The organism is Streptomyces sp. NRRL F-5630 (assembly GCF_000719475.1).
Classification (GTDB): Bacteria; Actinomycetota; Actinomycetes; order Streptomycetales; family Streptomycetaceae; genus Streptomyces.
In genome coordinates this window covers 1-19,970 of sequence record NZ_JOGO01000093.1, presented here as the reverse complement: position 1 = coordinate 19,970, position 19,970 = coordinate 1, and the positions used below count along the sequence as shown (strand labels likewise).

The window sequence follows — 19,970 nt, the reverse complement described above, 5'->3', positions numbered from 1 at the left end:
TGGTCAGCCTCCGGGAGACGTCCTAGCCCAGGGCCTGGCGCAGGTCGTCGAGGAGGTCGTCGGCGTTCTCGATGCCCACCGAGAGGCGCACGAGGTCGGCCGGGACCTCCAGCGGGGAGCCCGCCGCCGAGGCATGGGTCATGCGCCCCGGGTGCTCCAGGAGCGATTCGACGCCGCCGAGGGACTCGCCGAGCGTGAAGAGCTTCGCGCGGTCGCACACCGCGACCGCCGCCTCCTCGCCGCCCGCGACCTGGAAGGACACCATCCCGCCGAAGGACCGCATCTGCTTCGCGGCGATCTCGTGGCCCGGGTGCTCGGGCAGGCCCGGGTAGAGGACGCGGGTCACCTTGGGGTGGCGCGTGAGCATCTCGGCGACGCGGGCGGCGTTCTCGCTGTGGCGGTCCATGCGCACCGCGAGGGTCTTGATGCCGCGCAGCACGAGCCAGGCGTCGAAGGGCCCGGCGACGGCGCCCATCGCGTTCTGGTGGTAGGCGAGTTCCTCGGCGAGGGTCTCGTCCGAGACGACGAGGGCGCCGCCGACGACGTCGGAGTGGCCGCCCATGTACTTCGTCATGGAGTGCACGACGATGTCGGCGCCGAGCGCGAGGGGCTGCTGGAGGTAGGGGCTCGCGAAGGTGTTGTCGACGACGAGCTTCGCCCCGGCCTCGTGGGCGACGGCCGCGACGGCGGCGATGTCGGTGATGCCGAGGAGCGGGTTCGAGGGGGTCTCGACCCACACGGCCTTCGTGCGGTCCGTGAGCGCGGCGCGCACGGCGGACGGGTCCGAGGTGTCGGCCACCGAGAAGTCGACTCCCCAGCGGCTCGCGACCTTCGCGAAGAGGCGGAAGGTGCCGCCGTAGGCGTCGTCGGGGATGACGACGTGGTCGCCCGGGGCGAGGAGCGTGCGCAGCAGGCAGTCCTCGGCGGCGAGCCCGGAGGCGAAGGCGAGCCCGCGCCGGCCGCCCTCCAGGGCCGCGAGGTTCTCCTCCAGCGCGGTGCGGGTCGGATTGGCGCTGCGGCTGTACTCGTAGCCGCCGCGCAGCCCGCCCACGCCGTCCTGCTTGTAGGTCGACACCTGGTAGATCGGCGGGACCACGGCCCCGGTGAGGGGATCGGCGGTGTTCCCCGCATGGATCGCCACGGTCTCGAAGTTGTTGTACCTGTCGGTCATGCGCACCGAGCGTAGTGCCCCCGCGACGGCCCGGGTGCCGGACGGGCGTCCGGCAGCGTTTTCGAGAAGACGGGCGGTACGGGCACTTGACGCCGCCTTGGCACGTTCTTGAGGTGAGGTTGGCCCATTCGTCTCACGGTCTGGTTCGCTGTTGGTATGGAGATTCTCTGGTCCCTGTTCGGGGTCCTCTTGATCGGCGCCGTCGTGGCCTCCGTGCTCCGCAGGCGCGGTGCCGGCGGGATACGCCTGGCGCGGCCCGGGGACCCGGACGCCGCCGACCCGGCCGCGTACGGCTTCGTGCCCCAGGAGGAGCTGGACGTGCGCCTGCCGGGGCCCGACGACGAGCTGCTGCGTACGCTGCGGGCCGTGCAGGGCGGGCAGGACTGGCAGGCGGCGGCCCGGCTGCTCGCGGGCACGGACAAGCACGGCGAGCTGCGCTGGCAGCGCGTCCAGGCGTTCGCGGGGGCGGCCTCGCTGGAGCTGGCGGGGCACCCGGGCGAGGGCGGGCGCTGGCTGCGGACGTGGCGCGCGGAGGCCCCCAAGGACGCGGGGGCGGCGGCGGTGCACGCGGAGTTCCTCGTCCAGCAGGCGTGGCGGACCTCGACGGTGGGCACGGACGAGTTCCGGATCATCCTGGAGGAGGCGCGCGCGGCCTGCGAGCAGGCGGCGCTCCTCGCGCCCGGCGATCCCGTGCCGCACATCACGCGGCTCGCGGTCGCGCGCGGGCTCGGCGAGAGCCACGAGGACTTCGAGCGGCTGTGGCTGAAGATCCTCGACGTCGCGCCCGCCCACATGGGCGCGCACCTCGCGGCGCTGTCGTACTGGAGCGCGAAGTGGCACGGCTCGGCCGACTTCGCGGACTCCTTCGCGCAGGCCGCCGCCGCGCGCGCCCCGCGCGGTTCGCTGCTCGCGGCGCTGCCGCTCTTCTCGCTCTTCGACCACATGGAGGACGTGGTCCTCGTCCAGGACTTCCACGACACGGCGGTGGTCAAGCGGGCGCTGCACGGCGCGCTGTACGCGGTCCGCTCGGTCCGTCACGACGACCCGGCGGCCCCCCTCGTCCGCCACCTCCTGCTGCGCTTCCTCGTCCAGGGGAGGCGGTGGAGCGAGGCGATGGAGCAGGTCGTCCGCGTCGACGGCTACGTGGGCGCCCTCCCCTGGACCCTGAGTGAGGACCCGGCCGCCGAGTACGCGCTCTACCGGGCTCTGGCGGTGGCGGGCTACGAGGCGAACGGCGGCAACCCGGCGACGCTGACGCGATGAGGGCGCGGGGCGGCGGGTCCCGCGCCCCGGCGGGCCCTGAGGCCGGGTGTGGCCCGGGGGCTGCGGGCGGTGGGCCGACGCCGGGCGGAAGCGGGTGAGGGGCGGGGGCGCGGCCTCGGCCCCGCCCCCGCCCCTCGTCCCGGCCCGTCGCGTCAGATCGTCGCCGTGTCGATCACGAAGCGGTAGCGGACGTCGCTCGCGAGGACGCGCTCGTACGCCTCGTTGATCTGGTCCGCGCGGATGACCTCGATGTCCGCGCCCAGGTGGTGCTCGGCACAGAAGTCGAGCATCTCCTGCGTCTCGGGGATGCCGCCGATCGAGGAGCCCGCGAGGGTCTTGCGCCCGGCGATGAGCGAGAACATGTTGAGCGAGTTCGGCTCCTCGGGGGCGCCGACGTTGACGAAGGCGCCGTCCACGCGGAGCAGGCCGAGGTAGGAGCCGAGCGGCAGCGGGGCGCTGACCGTGCAGAGGATCAGGTCGAAGCTGCCGCGCAGCTCCTCGAACGTGGCCTCGTCGCTTGTCGCGCGGTAGTGCGTGGCGCCGAGCCGCAGCCCGTCGTCCTTCTTGCGCAGCGACTGGCTCAGGACGGTGACCTCGGCGCCCATCGCGGCGGCGAGCTTGACGGCCATGTGCCCGAGGCCGCCGAGGCCGACGACGGCGACGCGCTTGCCGGGGCCCGCGTTCCAGTGCCGCAGCGGCGAGTACGTCGTGATGCCCGCGCACAGCAGCGGCGCCGCCTCGTCGAGCCCGATGCCCTCGGGGATGCGCACGGCGTACCCCTCGTCGACGACGAGGTGGGTGGAGTAGCCGCCGTAGGTGGGCTCGCCGTTCTTCTCGCGGCCGTTGTACGTGGCGACGGTGCCCTGCACGCAGTACTGCTCCAGGCCCTGCTCGCAGTACTCGCACTCACGGCAGGAGTCGACGAAGCAGCCGACGCCGACGCGGTCGCCGACCGCGTAGCGCGTGACGGCGGAGCCCGTCGCGGTGACGATGCCGGCGATCTCGTGGCCGGGGACCATCGGGAAGATGCCCTTGCCCCAGCCCTCGCGGGCCTGGTGGATGTCGGAGTGGCAGATGCCCGCGTACTTGATCTCGATGAGGACGTCGTGCGGGCCGACCGGCCGGCGCGCGATGGTGGTGCGCTCCAGGGGCGCCTTGGGCGCGGGTGCGGCGTAGGCGGGGATGGCGGTCAGGCTGGTCATACGGGGAAACACTCTCCGTGGTAGATCGTCGCGGCCCGCGCGGGGGCCCCGCCAGGCGGGGGCGGGCCGTCGTCCAGTGTGCGGCGGTCCGGGCCGCCGGCCCAGACCCCCCTTGGGCGTACGCCTGCCGTGCGTACCACCAGCGGGGACAGGCTCACAGGGATACTCCGGGGCACCCGGCGGATACTGGAGGGATGAGCACTCCCCCCACCCAGCACGGCCGCGCGGTGCCCGGCGCCCTCGACCCCAAGGCGGAGCTGAGCGAGTTCCTGCGGCTGCGCCGGGCCGGGCTCAAGCCGCGCGACGTGGGGCTGCCCGAGCTGGGCAGGCAGCGCAGGGTGCCGGGGCTGCGCCGCGAGGAGCTGGCGCAGCTCGCCGGTGTCTCGGTCGCGTACTACACGCGGCTCGAACAGGGCAACGCGGGCAATGTCTCGGCCGAGGTCCTCGACGCGGTCGCCCGCGCGCTGCGGCTGAGCGACGCCGAGCACGAGCACCTGCTCCACCTCGCGCGCGCCCGTCCGGGCCGCAAGAAGAAGCGCGGCTGTGCCACCACGCTGCGCCCCGCGCTGGGCACGCTCCTCGACTCGCTCGACGTGCCCGCCTACGTCCTCGACGGCCGGACCGACATCCTCGGCTGGAACCGGCTCGCCGCGGCTCTCCTGCACGACTTCGGCACCCTCCCGCCGCACCACCGCAACTTCGCGCGCCTCGTCTTCCTCGAACCCGCGCTCCGCGACCGCTTCGTGGACTGGGAGGCGAAGGCCGCCGAGACGGTGCGGGCGCTGCGCGTCTACGCCGGGTACTGCTCCGAGGACACCGGACTGACCGGCCTGATCGGTGAGTTGTCGCTGCACAGCGAGGACTTCCGGCGGCTGTGGGCGGCACACGAGGTCCGGGACCTGAGCCACGGCACGAAGGAGTTCCGCCACCCACTGGTCGGCGAGCTGACCCTCTCGTACGAGACCCTGCGGCTGCCCGACGACGCCGGGCAGAGCCTCTTCGTCTACCACGCCGAACCGGGTTCCCCCTCGGCGGAGGCGCTGCGGCTCCTGGGCAGTTGGGGGCGGGACGCGACGGCGGTCGCACGGGGGCGGGACGGGCAGGGCGGGACGGGCGGCGCGTACGCCTGACGGGCGGGGAAGGCCAGGCGGCGCGTACGCCTGACGGGCGGCCCGGCGCATGCGGCTCCGCGTACGAGCGCGGGGCGCCGGGCACAGGGACGGGCGTACGCGGGCCCCGGACGTCACGTGCGCGTGTCCGGGGCCCGGCGCGGCGGCTCAGACCGGCTTCGCCGTCTTCTCGTCGGCGATCTTCCCCTTGCGCAGGGTGATGAGCCGGGGCGCGCGACGGGCGAGGGCGCTGTCGTGCGTGACCATGACGAACGTGAACTTCCGCTCCGCCCACAGCCCTTCGAGCAGCTCCATGATCTCGTCGCGCGTCGTCTCGTCGAGGTTGCCCGTCGGCTCGTCGGCGAGGAGCACCTTGGGTGCCTTGACGAGCGCGCGGGCGATCGCGACGCGCTGCTGCTGACCGCCGGACAGCTCGGACGGCAGGTGCTTGCCGCGCTCGCCGAGCCCCACAGAGGCGAGCGCCCGCGCGGCCCGCTCGCGGCGCTCGGCGCTCTGCGTGCCGAGCGGCACGAGCGCGGTCTCGACGTTCTCCTGGGCGGTGAGCGTCGGGATGAGGTTGAAGCTCTGGAAGACGAAGCCGATGTGGTCGCGGCGGAGCCGGGTGAGCTTCGCCTCGCCGAGGCGCGCGAAGTCCGTGCCGTCGAGCGAGACGCTGCCCGCGCTCGGCCGGTCGAGCCCGCCGAGGAGCTGGAGCAGCGTGGACTTGCCGCCGCCGGTGGGACCCTGCACGACGAGGCGTTCGCCGTCGTCGAGACCGAGGTCCACACCGGCGAGGGCCCGCACGGTGTCCTTGCCTCTCCGGTACTCCTTGGTGACCTGGCGGAGCTGGTACATGGGTACTGCTTTCCGGCGCGCGGGCTGCGATCGGCCACGCGGCCTGGTGAGGAAGCGGATCGGGGGCCGGTACGGGGCGGGTGCGGGGCGGCGGTACGGGGAGGGGCGGCGCGTACGAGGGCCGCCCCGCCCCGTACGGGCTACTCGACGCGGCGCAGCGCGTCCGCCGGGCGCAGGCGGGTCGCCCGCCAGCCGCCGAAGGCGCCGGCGACGAGGCCGCCCCCGAGGGCCAGTACCACCGCGAGGACCACCGTGGTCGCCGAGACCGGCGCTTCCAGCGAGACCGTGAGGGCCTTCTGCGCCGCCTGCCGCGCCGGGCCGCCGAAGCCGCCGCCGGGGCCGCCCGCACCGCGCGCCGCCGAGGAGCCGGTATGGGCCGTGAGCGTGGGGCCCACGAGGCCCACGAGCCACGCGCCGAGCAGCCCGACGGCGATGCCGAGGACGCCGCCGATGAGCCCGTTGACGACCGCCTCGCCGACGACCTGCCGGTTGACGCGGGCGCTGGACCAGCCGAGGGCCTTGAGGGTGCCGAACTCCCGCACCCTGCGCCCCACCGCCGAGACCGTGAGCAGGCCGGCGACGAGGAAGGCGGCGGCCAGGACGACGACGGAGAGCCAGCGGCCGACGCCGGTCGCGAGGGAGGACGCCGTGGAGAGCGAGCCGGAGACGGTGTCGGCGAGGTCGGCCGAGGTCGTCACGGTGGTGCCGGGGACCTGCTTGAGGACGGCCGCCTTGACGGAGTCGATCTTCTGGGAGTCGGTGGCCCGCACGTAGACCGTCGTGACCTTGTTCTTCGCGTCGGCGAGCGTCTGCGCCCGCTGGAGCGGCACGTACACGTTGGCCGCCGCGTCGCCGCTGTCCGCCGTCGCGATGCCGATGATCGCGAACGTGGTGCCGTGGACGGTGAGCTTGTCCCCCGTCGAGAGCTTCTTCTCCTTGGCGTAGGCGCTGTCGACGACGGCGAGCTTCGCGTCCGTCTCGCTCTTCGTGAAGGTGCGGCCCTTGGTGATCTTGGAGGAGGTGAGGGGGCCGAGCGCGGGGTGGGCCACGTCGGTGCCGTAGACGGAGTACGAGTCGACGTCGAACCGCGCGCCTCCGCCCTTGACTTCGCCGCTGGGCGGCTGGTCTCCCCCGCCGTTCCCGCCGCCGGGGGCGCCCCTGCCGCCGGAGCCGCCGCTCCCGTCCTGCTGGAACTCGCCGCGCTCGAACTGCCCGTCGACCTTCATCACCTGGAGGCTGATCCCGCCGACCGCCTGCGCGACGCCGTCCTGTTCCGCGACGCGGGTGACGGTCGAGGAGGCCAGGGTCTGGAAGCCCTGGACCATGACGCGGTCGCTGCTCTGCTCGCTGTCGTCGCCGCTGTCCTTCGCGTCGAAGTCGAAGCGCGGGCGGTTGCCGGTGCCGCCCTCCCCGGGGGCGGCGGCGGCCTTGGTGACGGTGAGGTCGGTGCCGAGCCCGTACAGGGACTGGAGGACCTTGTCCTGGGCCTTGTTCATCCCGGCCGCGACCGAGTTGACGACGATGACGAGGGCGATGCCCAGAGCGAGCCCGGAGGCGACGACGAGGGCCGCTTTTCTGCGGCGGCGCAGCTCGCGCCTCAGACAGGTGAAGAACATGGGGCGACCGTAGGGAGCGGTCCTGACGGCCGGGTAAGGGCTGGATAAAAGGATCGTGAGAAGCGGCGGGGACACGTCCGAGGGCCCGCCCCCGGCAGTGGGGGCGGGCCCTCGGACGGACGACCGCGGCGACGGTGGCGGGGTGGGCTCAGACGGCCGAGCCCTGCTTCCACTGGTCCCAGCTCATGTTCCAGCCGTTGAGGCCGTTGTCCGGCGAGACCGTCTTGTCGCCGGTGTTCTTGACCACGACGACGTCACCGATCATCGAATTGTCGTAGAACCAGGCGCCGTTGGTGTTCGGGTTGTTGGCGCCCTTGGCGTCCTGGAGACCCACGCAGCCGTGGCTGGTGTTGACGCTCCCGAAGATCGAGGGCGAGCCCCAGTAGTTGCCGTGGATGAAGGTGCCGGAGCTGGAGAGCCGCATGGCGTGCGGCACGTCCTTGATGTCGTACTCGCCCTTGCCGTCGTCGTCGGTGAAGCCGACGGTGGAGCCGTCCATCCGGGTCTGCTTGTACTTCTCCGAGATGACCATCTGGCCTTCGTAGGTCTTGTTCTCGGGGGAGCCCGCCGAGATCGGGATGGTCTTGACGACCTTCCCGTCCCGCTCGACCTTCATCGTCTTCGACTGGGCGTCGACGGTGGAGACCTGGCTGCGGCCGATCTTGAAGGTGACGGTCTTCTGCTGGACGCCGAAGACGCCGTTCGCGCCCTCGACGCCGTCGAGGTCGAGCTTCAGGGAGACGGTCGAGCCGGCCTGCCAGTACTGCTCGGGCCGGAAGTCGAGGCGCTGGTTGCCGAACCAGTGACCGACGACCTCCTGGTTGGAGCTGCTGGAGACCTTGATGCCCTCCTGGACGGCCTTCTTGTCGGTGATGGCCTTGTCGAAGTTGATCGACACAGGCATACCGACGCCGACCGTCGAACCGTCCTCGGGCGTGAAGTTCCCGATGAAGCTGTTCTGCGGCGAGACGGTCGTGAAGGTGCCGTTCTCGTGCGCGACGCGCCCCTCGCTGTCCTTGGCCGTCGCGTTGACCTTGTAGCTCGTCGCGCGCTCCAGCTGGGCGGAGGGCTTCCAGCTCGTCTTGTCGGCCGAGAAGGCCCCCGCGACCTTGGTGCCGTCCGCGGCGGTCAGCGAGACCTCGGTGAGCGAGCCCTTGCTGACCGTGACCCGGCCCGCGTTGTTGATGCTGGCGGCGTTCGAGCCGTTCTTGGGGGCGATCTTTATTCGCGCGGCCGACGCCTTCTCGGCGGCGGACTTGTCGACCTGCGACTGACCGCCGCCGTTCTTCCCGTCCGCCTTGTCGCCGTTGTCGTCGCCACCGCCGCAGGCGGAGAGCACCAGCACTCCGCCCAGTACGGCGGAGGCGGCGGCAAGAGCCTTGCGCCGCTTGCTGACCGTCATCACTCGCTTCTCCATCGTCGCCGAATCCCGCAGTGCCCCCGGAAAATGCACAGGGCGCACGGCTGCCGAGGGCAACCACGCGTCGTCCCTGTCTACAACAACCGTTCGACCGGTCCGATGGCGCGCCCCCGGGAATGTGGGCAACGCCACGTCCCGGCGGGCTCGGGGATCACTGTTTCCCCTTGAGACGAGGATCGCGGCCCCGCGGTTGCCGTCCTTGCAGGACGTTTTCCCCACGTCGGGGAGCCGATGCGTGCGCCTCGCACGGCGCGCCGCCCGTACCGCCTCGCGCGCACCGCTTTCGCGTACCCGCCGTCCCTCACTAGCATCGCGCCCAGGGCCGCCCGGGACACCACCGGCCGCCCCGTCCCCCGTCGTCCCCCACCGTCCCCGTGCGTCAAGGGAGATGCCCTTCATGTCCTCCGTCGCCCGCAGGTCCCTCCTGACCGCCACGGCCTCGGCGGCCGTGCTCTGCGCGCTGTCCTTCGTTCCCTCGGCCCCGGACGCGGCGGCGGCACCCGCCCGTACCGAGGTCGCCGCCACGGCCACCGCCACGACGGACGGGGACCGCCTCGCCGACACGGGCGGGGTGGACACGACCCCGTACCTCGTGGGCGGCCTCGCCTCGCTCGGCATCGGCGCGGCGTGCGTCACGGTCGCGGTCAGGCGCGGGCGGCACGAGCCGTTCGCGGACGCGGCGGTCTAGGACTACGGAGTCGAGCCCGTACAGGCTTCGAGCGGTACGGACTTCGGCGGTGAAGATTTCGGCCGGTACAGACCTCGGCCGGTACCGGCTTCAGGCTGGGGGGACTTCGGGCCCTACGGGCCTCACTCGTCGTACGGGCCGCGGCGCGTGAGGCGCCCGGTCCCCGCGGGGACCGGGCGTGCGGCTCAGGCCAGCGGGCCCACGGCCGCCTCGACGGCGCGCACGAGGCCGCCCTCGCGGACGAAGGTCTCCGCCGCGGCGAGGTCGGGCGCGAGGAAGCGGTCGGGCCCCGCGCCGAGCACCCCCGCCGCGCGCACCGCGTCGAGCGCCGCGCGGCCACCGTCCGAGGCGCGCGGCCCGCCGTCGGCCGTACGGATCTCCAGCGCCCGCGTCGCCGCGTACAGCTCGACGGCCACGACCCGCGTCAGGTTCGCCACGGCCGTCCGGAGCTTGCGCGCCGCCGACCAGCCCATGGAGACGTGGTCCTCCTGCATCGCCGAGGACGGGATCGAGTCCACCGAGGCAGGAGCGGCGAGCCGCTTCAGCTCGCTGACCAGCGCCGCCTGCGTGTACTGGGCGATCATCAGCCCGGAGTCCACGCCCGCGTCGTCGGCGAGGAACGGCGGCAGCCCGTGCGAGCGGTTCTTGTCGAGGAGCCGGTCCGTGCGGCGCTCGGCGATCGAGGCGAGATCGGCGGCGGCGATCGCGAGGAAGTCGAGCACGTAGGCGACCGGGGCGCCGTGGAAGTTGCCGTTGGACTCGACGCGGCCGTCCTCCAGGACGACGGGGTTGTCCACGGCGGCGGCGAGTTCGCGCTCGGCGACCGTACGGGCGTGGGCGAGCGTGTCGCGGCCCGCGCCCGCGACCTGGGGGGCGCAGCGCACCGAGTAGGCGTCCTGCACGCGCGGGGCCTCGTCCTGGTGGTGCCCGGTGAGTCCCGAGTGCGCGAGGACCTTGAGCATGTTCGCGGCGCTCGCCGCCTGGCCCGGGTGCGGGCGGATGGCCTGGATCTCGGGGGCGAGGACCTTCCGCGTGCCGAGCAACGCTTCGAGCGAGAGCGCGGCGGTGATGTCGGCGGACGTGTAGAGGCGCGCGAGGTCGTCGAGGGCCATCAGCAGCATGCCGAGCATGCCGTCCGTGCCGTTGAGGAGCGCGAGCCCCTCCTTCTCGCGCAGCTCGACGGGCCGGAGGCCGTGCGCTTCGAGCAGTTCCCCCGCGGGCCGCACGACGCCGTCCGGGCCCTCCGCGTCGCCCTCGCCCATGAGGGTCAGGGCGCAGTGGCTGAGCGGGGCGAGGTCGCCGGAGCAGCCGAGCGAGCCGTACTCGTGGACGACGGGGGTGATCCCCGCGTTGAGCAGGTCGGCCATCGCCTGCGCCACCTCGGGGCGTACGCCCGTGCGCCCCGAGCACACCGTCTTCAGGCGCAGGAACATCAGCGCCCGCACCACCTCGCGCTCGACGCGCGGGCCCATCCCGGCGGCGTGCGAGCGGACGATGTTGCGCTGGAGCCTGGCGCGCAGCCCGGGGGCGATGTGCCGGCTCGCGAGCGCCCCGAAGCCCGTCGAGACGCCGTAGACCGGCTCGGGCTTCTCGGCGAGCGCGTCGATCGTCGCGCGCGCCTTCGCGAGTGCCTCGCGCGCCTCGGCGCCCAGCTCGACCCGCGCGTCCGCGCGGGCCACGGCGAGGGTCTCGGCAGCGGTGACACCGCTCGACCCGAGCACCACAGTGTGCATATCCATATTCACGACCCTACGAAATGAATCGACGGGACAACAGGGCGGGGAGCGGATCGGACGGGCGCGGGTCGGGGACGGGGGGCGCGAGGCGGCGGCGGGCGGGTCGCGCGCCCGCGTAGGGGCAGGCGCGGGGGCTCCCGGCTCAGTCGCGCGGGGCGTCCGGGGGGCCGGGAGATCCGCCGGGCCGGTCGGGGCGGGGCTCCTCCGGCCGCTCGGGGCGGCGTCTGCCGCGGATGCGGCGGCGTTCCGTGGGGGGCGCGGGAGCGGCGCCGTGCCCGGGGGTCTCCTGACGGGCGTCGTCCGGGTCCGTACGGACGGCGTCCGCGAGACGGACCACCGGGTCGTCGCTCCCCTCGCGCCCGGCGACCACGGGGCGGCGGGCGGCGAGGCCCTTCGCCTCGTACTGCGCGGCGTCCGCGAGGCGGAAGAGGCGGCGGGCCGAGGTGAGGGGGCCGATGGCGTCGCCCGTCGAGGCGACGCCGCACGCGACGCCCTCGCCGACGTCGAGCGCGTACGCCGCCGCGCAGACCTCCTCGGCGACGGCGACGACCTCGTCCGCGCCGGGGCCCAGCGCGAGGAGGCAGAACTCGTCGCCGCCGAGGCGCGCGGCGAGCGTGCCCGCGCCAAGGCGCGCCGCGCCGCGCGAGAGCACGCAGCCGAAGCGTTCGAGGAGGTGGTCGCCGACCGCGTGGCCCTGGGTGTCGTTGACCCGCTTGAGCCCGTTGAGGTCGCACACGACAAGGCTCAGGACGAGCCCTTCCGCGCGGTGCCGCTCCAGCGCCTCGTCGAGGCGCTGGTCGACGAGGCGGCGGTTGGCGAGCCCGGTGAGCGGGTCGGTGAAGGCGAGCCTGCGGGCCTCCTCCAGACGGTGGAGCTGCGCGAGACCGGCGGCGACGACGGCGGCGAGCACGGTCGCGAGCCCGGCCTCCGCCTGCCCGAACACCGGCGCCCCCGCGGCCCGCGCCACGTACAGCTCGCCCCAGGCGCGCCCGTCGAGCACGAGCGGGGCGACGACGCAGGCGCCCCGGCCCCGGCGCCGGAGCGCCGCGACCCGCTGGTGGCAGTACCCGGCCTCGCCCCCGGCCGGGCCCTCGGCGGTCTCGACCCAGGCGTGCGGGGCGCCGCCGCGCGCCCACCGCTCGTGCAGGAACTCGGTGATCTCGGGAAAGCGGTGCACGGGATACGTCTCGTCCTCGGGGAACTCCTCCTCGCCCGGCGCCCGCTGCCCCTCGTTGACGAGCACCCGCAGCCGTCCGGGCCCCCGCTCCCACACCGACAGGGCGGCGAAGCTCCCCCCGAGCGCCCGCCGCGCCCCCCGCGCCGCCGCGCGCCACGTCTCCCGAGCGGAGCGCGCCACGGCCATGGCCTGCGCCAGCTCCACGACAGCCCGCAACCGGGCGTCCTCCGCTCCGTCGCTCATTCGGCCACTTTAGGCAGGTGACGAGGGGTCTGCCGGATGAGCGACTACGGAGAGTGAACACGCGGAGCGGTCTCGGGGCGGCCGGGCGGTCCCCCTCCCTCCCGCTGTCCTCACTCCTGCGGCCACTGCGGCTTCCGCTTCTCGTTGAAGGCCGCCACCCCCTCCGCGCGGTCCCCGGACGTGGCGACCGAGCGCCAGGCGGCGTCCTCGACCTCCAGGCCCGCCCGGAGGTCGAGCCCCTGCCCGAGGCGCAGGGCGCGCTTGGCGGCGCGGAGGCCGTGGGGGGAGTGGGCCGCGATGCGGGCGCCGAGCGCGAGGGCTTCCGTACGGTCCTCGCCCTCCCCCACCAGGACGTCGATCAGGCCCAGGTCCTTCGCCTCGGCGGCCGGGACGCGGCGCGCCGTGAAGACGAGTTCGGCGGCGCGGGCGGCGCCGACGCGGCGCGGTAGCAGTTGCGTGCCGCCGCCGCCCGGGATGACGCCCACGGAGACCTCGGGCAGGCCCACGACGGCGCTCGGGTCCGCCACGATCAGGTCGCAGGCGAGGGCGATCTCGTAACCGCCGCCCAGCGCGAAGCCGTGCACGGCGGCGACGGCGGGCACCGGCAGGTCGAGCACGGCGGTGTACGCGGCGCGGGTCACGGGGCGCTGCCGCATCAGCTCCGCGTCGCTGAGGGAGTTGCGCTCCTTGAGGTCGGCGCCCACGCAGAAGGCCCGCTCGGCGGACGAGGTGAGCACGACCGCCCGCACCGCGCGATCGTCGGCGAGGTCCCCGCAGGCCGCACGGAGTGCCTCGGCGGTTGCGGTCGCGACGGCGTTGAGCGCCCGCGGCCGGTCCAGCACGAGTTCGGCGACGTGGCCGTGCCGGCGGACGAGGATGTCACTGCCGTAGCGGCGCTCGGCGGGGACTTCGGGGTTCTCTGCGGTGACGGGCACGGCGGCCTCCGGTCTCGGTGTGTCTCCCGACTGCGGTCCCCGCCGATGTTAACGAGCGTTATTCACCGGGGTCTTCGGCGGGTACGCGCCGGGCGCCTCGCCGGTCGCCGTCTCGCGCGCCCGGCCACGCGAGCGCGCACCCGCACCCGTGCCCCGCCGGGTCAGTCCTCGTCTTCCTTCGGGGCGCGCCGCGTCAGCAGCCACGGTTCGACGACGCCGAGGCCGCGGACCGGGCGCTGCCACATGGGCTGGAGGGCGAAGCGGTAGGCGGGGGGCGGCTCGCCCTCCTTCGCCGCGCGGTCCGTCTCCTCGGCCGCGGCCGTTTCGGAGACGGGGGCCTCGCCGGTGCGGATGAGTTCCTCGGCGAAGGCGGAGTCGACGAGGACGGCGTCCCGTGGCGCTATCGAGGTGAGCCGGGACGCGAGGTTCACCGTCGTGCCGAAGACGTCGCCCATCCGGGTCGCGACGGTGCCGAAGGCGATGCCGACGCGGAGTTCGGGCATCGTCTCGTCGCCCGAGAGGGTCTCGATGAGGCGCAGCGCGATCTCGGCGGCCACCCCGGCGTCGTCGGCGGCGAAGAGCACCTCGTCGCCGAGGGTCTTGACGAGGCGCCCGCCACGGGCCGCGACGAGGTCGGCCGAGGTGGTCTCGAACGCCTCGACGAGTTCGCCGACCTCTTCCTCCTCCATGCGGCGCGTGAGGCGCGTGAAGCCCACGAGGTCGGCGAAGCCGATGGCGAGCCTGCGGTCGACCATCTCCTCGTCGTCGCTGACCTGCACGACCCGGCCGGTCGCCGCCGCGAGCTGGCGCCGCCACACGTAGACGAGGAACTCCTCCAGCTCGGGCAGGAGCAGTTCCATCAGCGGATACGTGACCTCGGTACGGGTCATCCCGGGCTCGGGCGGCTCGGTGAGCCCTTCGAGGAAGGAGTCGATCTGCCACTCGGCGAGCCGCGCCGTGGTCTGCCCGGTGGAGCGGGCGACCTGGACCGCCATCGCCTCGCTGAGCAGCCCGGCCTCGACGAGACCGGCGAGGCGGCGCAGGGCGAGGACATCGGCCTCGGTGAGCGCCTTGGCCTGGTTTATGTCGGCGAAGCCCATGGCCCGCCAGAAACGCGAGGCCAGCTCCATCGAGACACCGGCGGTCCGGGCGGCCTGGAAAGGGGTATAGCGGCGCTCGGCACCGAGGATGAGGGTTTCGAGGCGCAGTGCGAGGGGGTCGTCCTCGGGCGGCTCGTCGCGGGGGGCGCCGGGGACGGAGGGGGCGTGGTCGGCGCGCTCGTGCTCGCCCCGGTCCACCGCGCGGTCCCGCGTCCACTCGACGAGGTGCTCGCGCCCGGAGCCGCCGGGGTCCTCGGACCGCTCCGAGCCGTCCACGCCCTCGGAGCCGAGCGAGCCGTTTGAGCCCTCGGGGCCGTCGGGGTGACCGGAGCCTTCGGGACGATCCTCGGGGCGGCCGGAGCCGCCCGGGGCCGCCGCGCCCGGCTCCGGTGCGGGGTCGGGGTCGGCGTCGTTGGGTGCGGGAGGGGTGCCGGCGGAGTCGCCCGCCCCCTCCGGGGCGCGCCGTTCGCCGCCCGGTGAGGCCGAGCCACCCTCGCCCGAACCGGTGTCGTCGACGGTCACTGCCTGCGCCCTTCCCCTCTGCCGCGGGCCAACGCCACGACCGCGCTCCACGATACGGCAGGTGTGCCCTGGCTCACTCGCCGCCCGAGCCGCCCTGTCGTTCCTCCGGGTGCGGGGCGGGGCGCAGATGGACGATGTCCCCCGCCCCCACGGCCTCCTGTGCGCCCCCCGGGGTCAGAAGGACGAGCCGGCCGTCCCCGTCGAGCGCGACGGCCTCCCCGACCAGCTCGCCGCCCCCCGGCAGCTCCGCCCGCACCCGCCGCCCGAGCGTGGAGCACCCCGCCGCGTAGGCGGCCTGGAGTCCGCAGGCGGCCGGGTCCCCGTCCGCCTCCTGCCAGCGCCCGTACCAGTCGGCGAGCGAGCGCAGGACCGCGCGGAGCAGCGGGTCGCGGTCGAGCGTGAGGGCGTGGGCGAGGGCGAGGGAACCGGCGGTCGGGACCGGCAGCTCGTCGGCGCGCAGCGACACGTTGAGGCCGATGCCGAGGACGACGGCGCCGTCCTGCGTGGCCTCGGCGAGGATGCCGGCCGCCTTGCGCTCGCCTCCGTCGATGGTGAGGAGGAGGTCGTTGGGCCATTTGAGGGCCGTGTCGACTCCGGCGGCGCGCGAGAGGGCGGTGGCGAGGGCGACTCCGGCGAGGAGGGGCAGCCAGCCGAGCCGCGCGGGCGGGACCTCGGGGCGCAGCAGGACGGAGAAGAAGAGCCCGGAGCGCGGCGGGGCGCTCCAGCGGCGGTCGAGCCTGCCCCGGGCGCCCGTCTGCTCCTCGGCGACGAGGACCGTGCCCTCGGGGGTGCCGGCGGAGCGTTCGCGCAGGTCGGTGTTGGTCGAGCCGGTACGGGGCACGACATCGAGCGCGGTCCACAGCCCGCCGGGCCGCAGGAGTGCGCGGCGCAGCGCGGTGGCGTGCAGCGGGGGGCGGTCGAGATCGGAGTACGGGTTGCTCATGCCCCTACCCCACCACGCTCCGAGGGCCTCCCCGCCCGGCCCACCGCGTTCGCCCGGCCCCGGGGCGCGTCGCGGGCCACCCGGCCCCTCCCCCGGCGCACGCGCCCCGCCGCCGTCCTCTTAGGTATGCGTACTCAGGCGCGCGGCACCCCGGCGGTCGCAGCCTGGAACCCATGCTGTGGTCGGACCGGGATCAACACGAGCCGCCCGAGGAGTGGCGCGCGGCGCAGAAGAAGCTGCACCGCGCGGGTGTGCTCCTCGCGTGCGTCATGGTGCTCGCGATGCTGCTCCTCGGGCTCGGCGGATACGTGTGAGGGCGCACGGCGTACCGCCTACGATCACTCCCATGCCCGCACTCGGTTCGCACTCCCCCGCTCCCCGCCGCCGTCTCGTCCTCGCCTCGCAGTCCCCCGCGCGGCTCGGCCTGCTGCGCCAGGCCGGACTCGATCCCGAGGTGATCGTGAGCGGCGTGGACGAGGAGGCGATCAGCGCGCCGACGCCGGGTGAGCTGGCGCTCGTGCTCGCCGAGGCGAAGGCGGCGGTGGTCGCCGCGCGCGAGGACGCGAAGGGCGCGCTCGTGGTCGGCTGCGACTCGGTGCTCGACCTCGACGGCGTCGCGTACGGGAAGCCCGCCGACGCCGAGGAGGCCGCGGCGCGGTGGAAGGCGATGCGCGGGCGGGCCGGGGTGCTCCGTACCGGGCACTGCGTGATCGACACCGGCTCGGGTGCGCGCGCCTCGGTGACCGCGTCGACGACGGTGCGGTTCGGGACGCCGGACGACGCGGAGATCGCCGCGTACGTGGCGAGCGGTGAACCGCTGTACGTGGCGGGGGCGTTCACGCTCGACGGGCGTTCGGCCCCGTTCGTGGACGGCATCGAGGGCGACCACGGCAACGTGCTCGGCCTCTCCTTGCCCACCCTGCGCGCGCTGCTGCGCGAACTGGGCGTGGCCATCACGGAGTTGTGGAAGGACTGACCTCGGCGTGCGGGGGCGCGGGCGCGGCGTCCGGGCTCACCAGGATGAGGACGAGCAGCGCGAGGACGACGAGCAGGCCGAGGAAGGCGGCGAGTCCGAGGAGCGCCAGGGAGACCGCCGCGAGCAGGCCGTGCACGACGGCGGCGACGATCAGCAGGACTCGGCCCGTGCGCCCGGGGGCGTGGCGGCGCACCGCGCAGCGCAGGGCGACGACGGCGCAGGCGCAGAGGAAGAGCCCGGCGACGACGGCGAGGACGTACGAGCCGGTGACGACGGCGTCCGGGTCGGTGCCCGCCAGGGACATGGACTGGTCGCCGACGACGGCGCCGAGCGTGAGGCAGAGCAGGATGATCCCGAAGGTCTCCAGCAACAGGACGCAGCCCGTCACCCAGGCCGCCACGGTCCGCGTCATCCTCGGCACCCGCTTCCGTTCCGCCCCCGCAACCACTGTTACCGGGGGTACGCATGGCTCTCGCGCACGCTACTGACGAGTAGGCGGCCCGGCAAGGGTCCGCGCGAGACACCGGCCCGGCCGAGGCGCAAAGAATCCCGCCCTCTTTAGTCGAATCCCCACAAAGAAACCCCGCCCCTCGCGGCACGGGCGGACAGAGACCCCGCCCCTCGGGCAGGGCTACGCTGAAGTGGTTCAGGGCCCTGTACATGGACTTTCGTCCGTTCGCCTGGGGTCGCGGGGCGGCTGGTGTGGGCAAACTCACCACCGGGCCGCCTCCGGCGCCTCGTGTCGGCTGTCCCTAAACTCGGCGTGTTCGTACGCGTCGGGGCCCGCCCCCAGGGACGAAGAGCGAGAAAAGGGAGCCATCGTGCGCAAGGTGCTCATCGCCAACCGCGGTGAAATCGCCGTCCGGGTCGCCCGGGCCTGCCGCGACGCGGGCATCGGCAGCGTAGCGGTGTACGCGGAGCCGGACCGGGACGCGCCTCACGTGCGGGCGGCCGACGAGGCGTACGCGCTGGGCGGTGACACGCCCGCGACGAGCTACCTCGACATCGCGAAGGTGCTGCACGCCGCCGCCGAGTCCGGCGCGGACGCCGTGCACCCGGGGTACGGCTTCCTCTCCGAGAACGCCGAGTTCGCCCAGGCCGTCCTCGACGCCGGGCTGACCTGGATCGGCCCGCCCCCCGCCGCGATCCGCGACCTCGGCGACAAGGTCGCCGCGCGTCACATCGCGCAGCGCGCCGGTGCGCCGCTCGTCGCGGGCACGCCCGACCCGGTCTCGGGCGCCGATGAGGTCGTGGCCTTCGCGCGGGAGCACGGGCTCCCCATCGCGATCAAGGCGGCCTTCGGTGGCGGCGGTCGCGGCCTCAAGGTCGCCCGCACGCTCGAAGAGGTCCCCGAGCTGTACGACTCGGCGGTGCGCGAGGCGGTCGTGTCCTTCGGGCGCGGCGAGTGCTTCGTCGAGCGCTACCTCGACCGCCCCCGGCACGTCGAGACCCAGTGCCTCGCCGACCAGCACGGCAACGTCGTCGTCGTCTCGACCCGCGACTGCTCGCTCCAGCGCCGCCACCAGAAGCTCGTCGAGGAGGCGCCCGCGCCGTTCCTGAGCGAGGCCCAGGTCGCCGAGCTGTACCGCGCGTCGAAGGCGATCCTCAAGGAGGCCGGTTACGTCGGCGCCGGGACCGTCGAGTTCCTGGTCGGCAACGACGGCACGATCTCCTTCCTGGAGGTCAACACGCGCCTCCAGGTCGAGCACCCGGTGACCGAGGAGGTCGCTGGCATCGACCTCGTGCGCGAGATGTTCCGCATCGCCGACGGCGAGGAGCTGGGCTACGGCGACCCCGAACTGCGCGGCCACTCCTTCGAGTTCCGCATCAACGGCGAGGACCCGGGGCGCGGCTTCCTGCCCGCCCCCGGCACGGTCACGACCTTCGCGCCGCCGAGCGGTCCGGGCGTGCGCCTGGACGCGGGGGTCGAGTCGGGCACGGTCATCGGCCCGGCGTGGGACTCGCTGCTCGCCAAGCTGATCGTCACGGGCCGTACCCGCAAGGAGGCCCTGGAGCGCTCCGCGCGCGCCCTCGCTGACTTCCGCGTCGAGGGCATGGCGACGGCGATCCCCTTCCACCGCGCCGTGGTCGAGGACCCGGCCTTCGCCCCCGAACTGACCGGCTCCACGGACCCGTTCACGATCCACACCCGGTGGATCGAGACCGAGTTCGTCAACGAGATCAAGCCCTTCGCCGCCCCGGCGGACGGCTCCGCCGACGACGAGGACCGCGAGAACATCGTCGTCGAGGTCGGCGGCAAGCGCCTGGAGGTCTCCCTCCCGGCCCGCCTCGGCATGTCCCTCGCCCGTACGGGCCTGGCGGCGGGCGCCAAGCCGAAGCGCCGCGCGGCCCGCAAGAGCGGCCCGGCCGCCTCGGGCGACACGCTCGCCTCGCCGATGCAGGGCACGATCGTGAAGGTCGCCGTCGAGGAGGGCCAGCAGGTCGCGGAGGGCGACCTGATCGTGGTCCTGGAGGCCATGAAGATGGAGCAGCCCCTGACGGCCCACCGCTCCGGGACGGTCAAGGGCCTGGACGTCGCGGTCGGCGCCTCGCTCAGCTCCGGCACGGTCATCTGCGAGATCAAGGACTGACCCGGAGGCCGCCGAGCGCGGTGGTACGGCTGCGGGCGGGACCCCACGACGGGCCCCGCCCGCAGCCGTACCGCCGTCCGCCGCGCGGAGGACGGCGCTCGGCCCCACCGCGGGGCCCCGGACGCGGTCCGTCCGGGGCCCGGGCAGGGCCGGGCGGCTCGTACGGTTCGGCGCGCCGCCGCCCCGCCCGTACGAGCGACCGGCCGGTCCCGCTGTACCCGGGCCCGTTACCGCCGGTGCGCGTCCACCGCCCTGCCGCGTTCCCCCTGCCCCGCCCCGCCCTGCTCGCCCATCGCGCCCGACCCGCCCCCACAGCCACCGTCCCCCGGGCGCGGCGGGCGCGGCGGGGGCGATGGGCGAGCAGGGCGGGGGGGGGGAGGGGGGAAGCGGCAGGGGGGTGGGAGGGCCCCCGCGGGGACCGGG

Annotated in this window: 17 protein-coding genes; 6 read left to right on the top strand and 11 right to left on the bottom strand. The window is 74.3% G+C overall.

Features of this window, described 5'->3' with window-relative positions:
• Positions 1-22: 22 nt before the first annotated feature.
• On the bottom strand, positions 23-1,171 hold the full coding sequence (locus IF99_RS0127475) for a cystathionine gamma-synthase (RefSeq protein ID WP_031000572.1): 1,149 nt from the start codon (positions 1,169-1,171) through the stop codon (positions 23-25).
• A 156-nt stretch (positions 1,172-1,327) separates the two neighbouring features.
• Between IF99_RS0127475 and IF99_RS35245 the strand changes: the two genes are divergently transcribed.
• Positions 1,328-2,434 carry a hypothetical protein gene (locus tag IF99_RS35245; protein WP_031000570.1) on the top strand — a complete coding sequence of 369 codons (1,107 nt, stop codon included), beginning with the start codon at positions 1,328-1,330 and terminating at the stop codon, positions 2,432-2,434.
• Between the two features lie 152 nt (positions 2,435-2,586).
• Here IF99_RS35245 and IF99_RS0127465 read toward each other — a convergent pair whose 3' ends face one another.
• Complete coding sequence (locus IF99_RS0127465) at positions 2,587-3,636, bottom strand: NAD(P)-dependent alcohol dehydrogenase (protein ID WP_031000568.1); 1,050 nt, start codon at positions 3,634-3,636, stop codon at positions 2,587-2,589.
• Positions 3,637-3,830: 194 nt separating this feature from the next.
• On the opposite strand from IF99_RS0127465, the gene IF99_RS0127460 reads away from it, so the two are divergent.
• A complete protein-coding gene (locus tag IF99_RS0127460; RefSeq protein WP_031000566.1) occupies positions 3,831-4,766 on the top strand; it encodes a helix-turn-helix domain-containing protein in 936 nt (311 codons plus the stop codon).
• Positions 4,767-4,913: 147 nt separating this feature from the next.
• Here IF99_RS0127460 and IF99_RS0127455 read toward each other — a convergent pair whose 3' ends face one another.
• From IF99_RS0127455 to IF99_RS0127445, 3 genes are all read right to left on the bottom strand, one after another.
• On the bottom strand, positions 4,914-5,600 hold the full coding sequence (locus IF99_RS0127455) for an ABC transporter ATP-binding protein (RefSeq protein ID WP_031000564.1): 687 nt from the start codon (positions 5,598-5,600) through the stop codon (positions 4,914-4,916).
• A 140-nt stretch (positions 5,601-5,740) separates the two neighbouring features.
• Positions 5,741-7,216 carry an ABC transporter permease gene (locus IF99_RS0127450; RefSeq protein ID WP_031000562.1) on the bottom strand — a complete coding sequence of 492 codons (1,476 nt, stop codon included), beginning with the start codon at positions 7,214-7,216 and terminating at the stop codon, positions 5,741-5,743.
• Between the two features lie 148 nt (positions 7,217-7,364).
• A complete protein-coding gene (locus IF99_RS0127445; protein ID WP_031000559.1) occupies positions 7,365-8,618 on the bottom strand; it encodes a L,D-transpeptidase in 1,254 nt (417 codons plus the stop codon).
• 415 nt (positions 8,619-9,033) lie between these two features.
• On the opposite strand from IF99_RS0127445, the gene IF99_RS0127440 reads away from it, so the two are divergent.
• Positions 9,034-9,324: a tat (twin-arginine translocation) pathway signal sequence gene (locus IF99_RS0127440; protein ID WP_234340883.1), complete on the top strand. Its 291-nt coding sequence runs from the start codon at positions 9,034-9,036 to the stop codon at positions 9,322-9,324.
• A gap of 185 nt (positions 9,325-9,509) precedes the next feature.
• Here IF99_RS0127440 and hutH read toward each other — a convergent pair whose 3' ends face one another.
• The 5 genes from hutH to IF99_RS0127415 all read right to left on the bottom strand — a co-directional run bounded on the left by hutH (position 9,510) and on the right by IF99_RS0127415 (position 15,980).
• Positions 9,510-11,057, bottom strand: a complete 1,548-nt coding sequence (gene hutH / locus IF99_RS0127435; protein WP_031000554.1) for a histidine ammonia-lyase — start codon at positions 11,055-11,057, stop codon at positions 9,510-9,512.
• A 145-nt stretch (positions 11,058-11,202) separates the two neighbouring features.
• Entirely contained in the window at positions 11,203-12,480 is a 1,278-nt protein-coding gene (locus IF99_RS0127430; protein WP_234340882.1) for a GGDEF domain-containing protein, read from the bottom strand.
• A 110-nt stretch (positions 12,481-12,590) separates the two neighbouring features.
• Complete coding sequence (locus IF99_RS0127425) at positions 12,591-13,415, bottom strand: enoyl-CoA hydratase/isomerase family protein (protein ID WP_031000550.1); 825 nt, start codon at positions 13,413-13,415, stop codon at positions 12,591-12,593.
• A 161-nt stretch (positions 13,416-13,576) separates the two neighbouring features.
• Positions 13,577-15,037, bottom strand: a complete 1,461-nt coding sequence (locus tag IF99_RS0127420) for an adenylate/guanylate cyclase domain-containing protein (protein WP_078655305.1) — start codon at positions 15,035-15,037, stop codon at positions 13,577-13,579.
• A gap of 73 nt (positions 15,038-15,110) precedes the next feature.
• Positions 15,111-15,980 carry a biotin--[acetyl-CoA-carboxylase] ligase gene (locus IF99_RS0127415; RefSeq protein ID WP_031000546.1) on the bottom strand — a complete coding sequence of 290 codons (870 nt, stop codon included), beginning with the start codon at positions 15,978-15,980 and terminating at the stop codon, positions 15,111-15,113.
• A 173-nt stretch (positions 15,981-16,153) separates the two neighbouring features.
• Here IF99_RS0127415 and mmpB point away from each other — a divergent pair, with 173 nt between their 5' ends.
• Entirely contained in the window at positions 16,154-16,294 is a 141-nt protein-coding gene (gene mmpB, locus IF99_RS34500) for a morphogenic membrane protein MmpB (RefSeq protein ID WP_199806573.1), read from the top strand.
• A 32-nt stretch (positions 16,295-16,326) separates the two neighbouring features.
• Positions 16,327-16,956 (top strand): Maf family protein, encoded by a 630-nt coding sequence (locus tag IF99_RS0127405; protein ID WP_031000544.1) that lies wholly within the window; start codon positions 16,327-16,329, stop codon positions 16,954-16,956.
• On the opposite strand, the gene IF99_RS0127400 is transcribed toward IF99_RS0127405, so the two are convergent.
• A complete protein-coding gene (locus tag IF99_RS0127400; protein ID WP_234340881.1) occupies positions 16,934-17,368 on the bottom strand; it encodes a hypothetical protein in 435 nt (144 codons plus the stop codon). The genes IF99_RS0127405 and IF99_RS0127400 overlap by 23 nt on opposite strands.
• Positions 17,369-17,777: 409 nt before the next feature.
• Between IF99_RS0127400 and IF99_RS0127395 the strand changes: the two genes are divergently transcribed.
• A complete protein-coding gene (locus IF99_RS0127395; protein WP_031000540.1) occupies positions 17,778-19,547 on the top strand; it encodes an acetyl/propionyl/methylcrotonyl-CoA carboxylase subunit alpha in 1,770 nt (589 codons plus the stop codon).
• Positions 19,548-19,970 lie beyond the last annotated feature (423 nt).

Bases quoted from the DNA above. Each gene is read 5' to 3' on its own strand.
- IF99_RS0127475 (WP_031000572.1), bottom strand. From the start codon at position 1,171: ATGACCGACAGGTACAACAACTTCGAGACCGTGGCGATCCATGCGGGG.
- IF99_RS35245 (WP_031000570.1), top strand. From the start codon at position 1,328: ATGGAGATTCTCTGGTCCCTGTTCGGGGTCCTCTTGATCGGCGCCGTC.
- IF99_RS0127465 (WP_031000568.1), bottom strand. From the start codon at position 3,636: ATGACCAGCCTGACCGCCATCCCCGCCTACGCCGCACCCGCGCCCAAG.
- IF99_RS0127460 (WP_031000566.1), top strand. From the start codon at position 3,831: ATGAGCACTCCCCCCACCCAGCACGGCCGCGCGGTGCCCGGCGCCCTC.
- IF99_RS0127455 (WP_031000564.1), bottom strand. From the start codon at position 5,600: ATGTACCAGCTCCGCCAGGTCACCAAGGAGTACCGGAGAGGCAAGGAC.
- IF99_RS0127450 (WP_031000562.1), bottom strand. From the start codon at position 7,216: ATGTTCTTCACCTGTCTGAGGCGCGAGCTGCGCCGCCGCAGAAAAGCG.
- IF99_RS0127445 (WP_031000559.1), bottom strand. From the start codon at position 8,618: ATGACGGTCAGCAAGCGGCGCAAGGCTCTTGCCGCCGCCTCCGCCGTA.
- IF99_RS0127440 (WP_234340883.1), top strand. From the start codon at position 9,034: ATGTCCTCCGTCGCCCGCAGGTCCCTCCTGACCGCCACGGCCTCGGCG.
- hutH (WP_031000554.1), bottom strand. From the start codon at position 11,057: ATGCACACTGTGGTGCTCGGGTCGAGCGGTGTCACCGCTGCCGAGACC.
- IF99_RS0127430 (WP_234340882.1), bottom strand. From the start codon at position 12,480: ATGAGCGACGGAGCGGAGGACGCCCGGTTGCGGGCTGTCGTGGAGCTG.
- IF99_RS0127415 (WP_031000546.1), bottom strand. From the start codon at position 15,980: ATGAGCAACCCGTACTCCGATCTCGACCGCCCCCCGCTGCACGCCACC.
- mmpB (WP_199806573.1), top strand. From the start codon at position 16,154: ATGCTGTGGTCGGACCGGGATCAACACGAGCCGCCCGAGGAGTGGCGC.
- IF99_RS0127405 (WP_031000544.1), top strand. From the start codon at position 16,327: ATGCCCGCACTCGGTTCGCACTCCCCCGCTCCCCGCCGCCGTCTCGTC.
- IF99_RS0127400 (WP_234340881.1), bottom strand. From the start codon at position 17,368: ATGACGCGGACCGTGGCGGCCTGGGTGACGGGCTGCGTCCTGTTGCTG.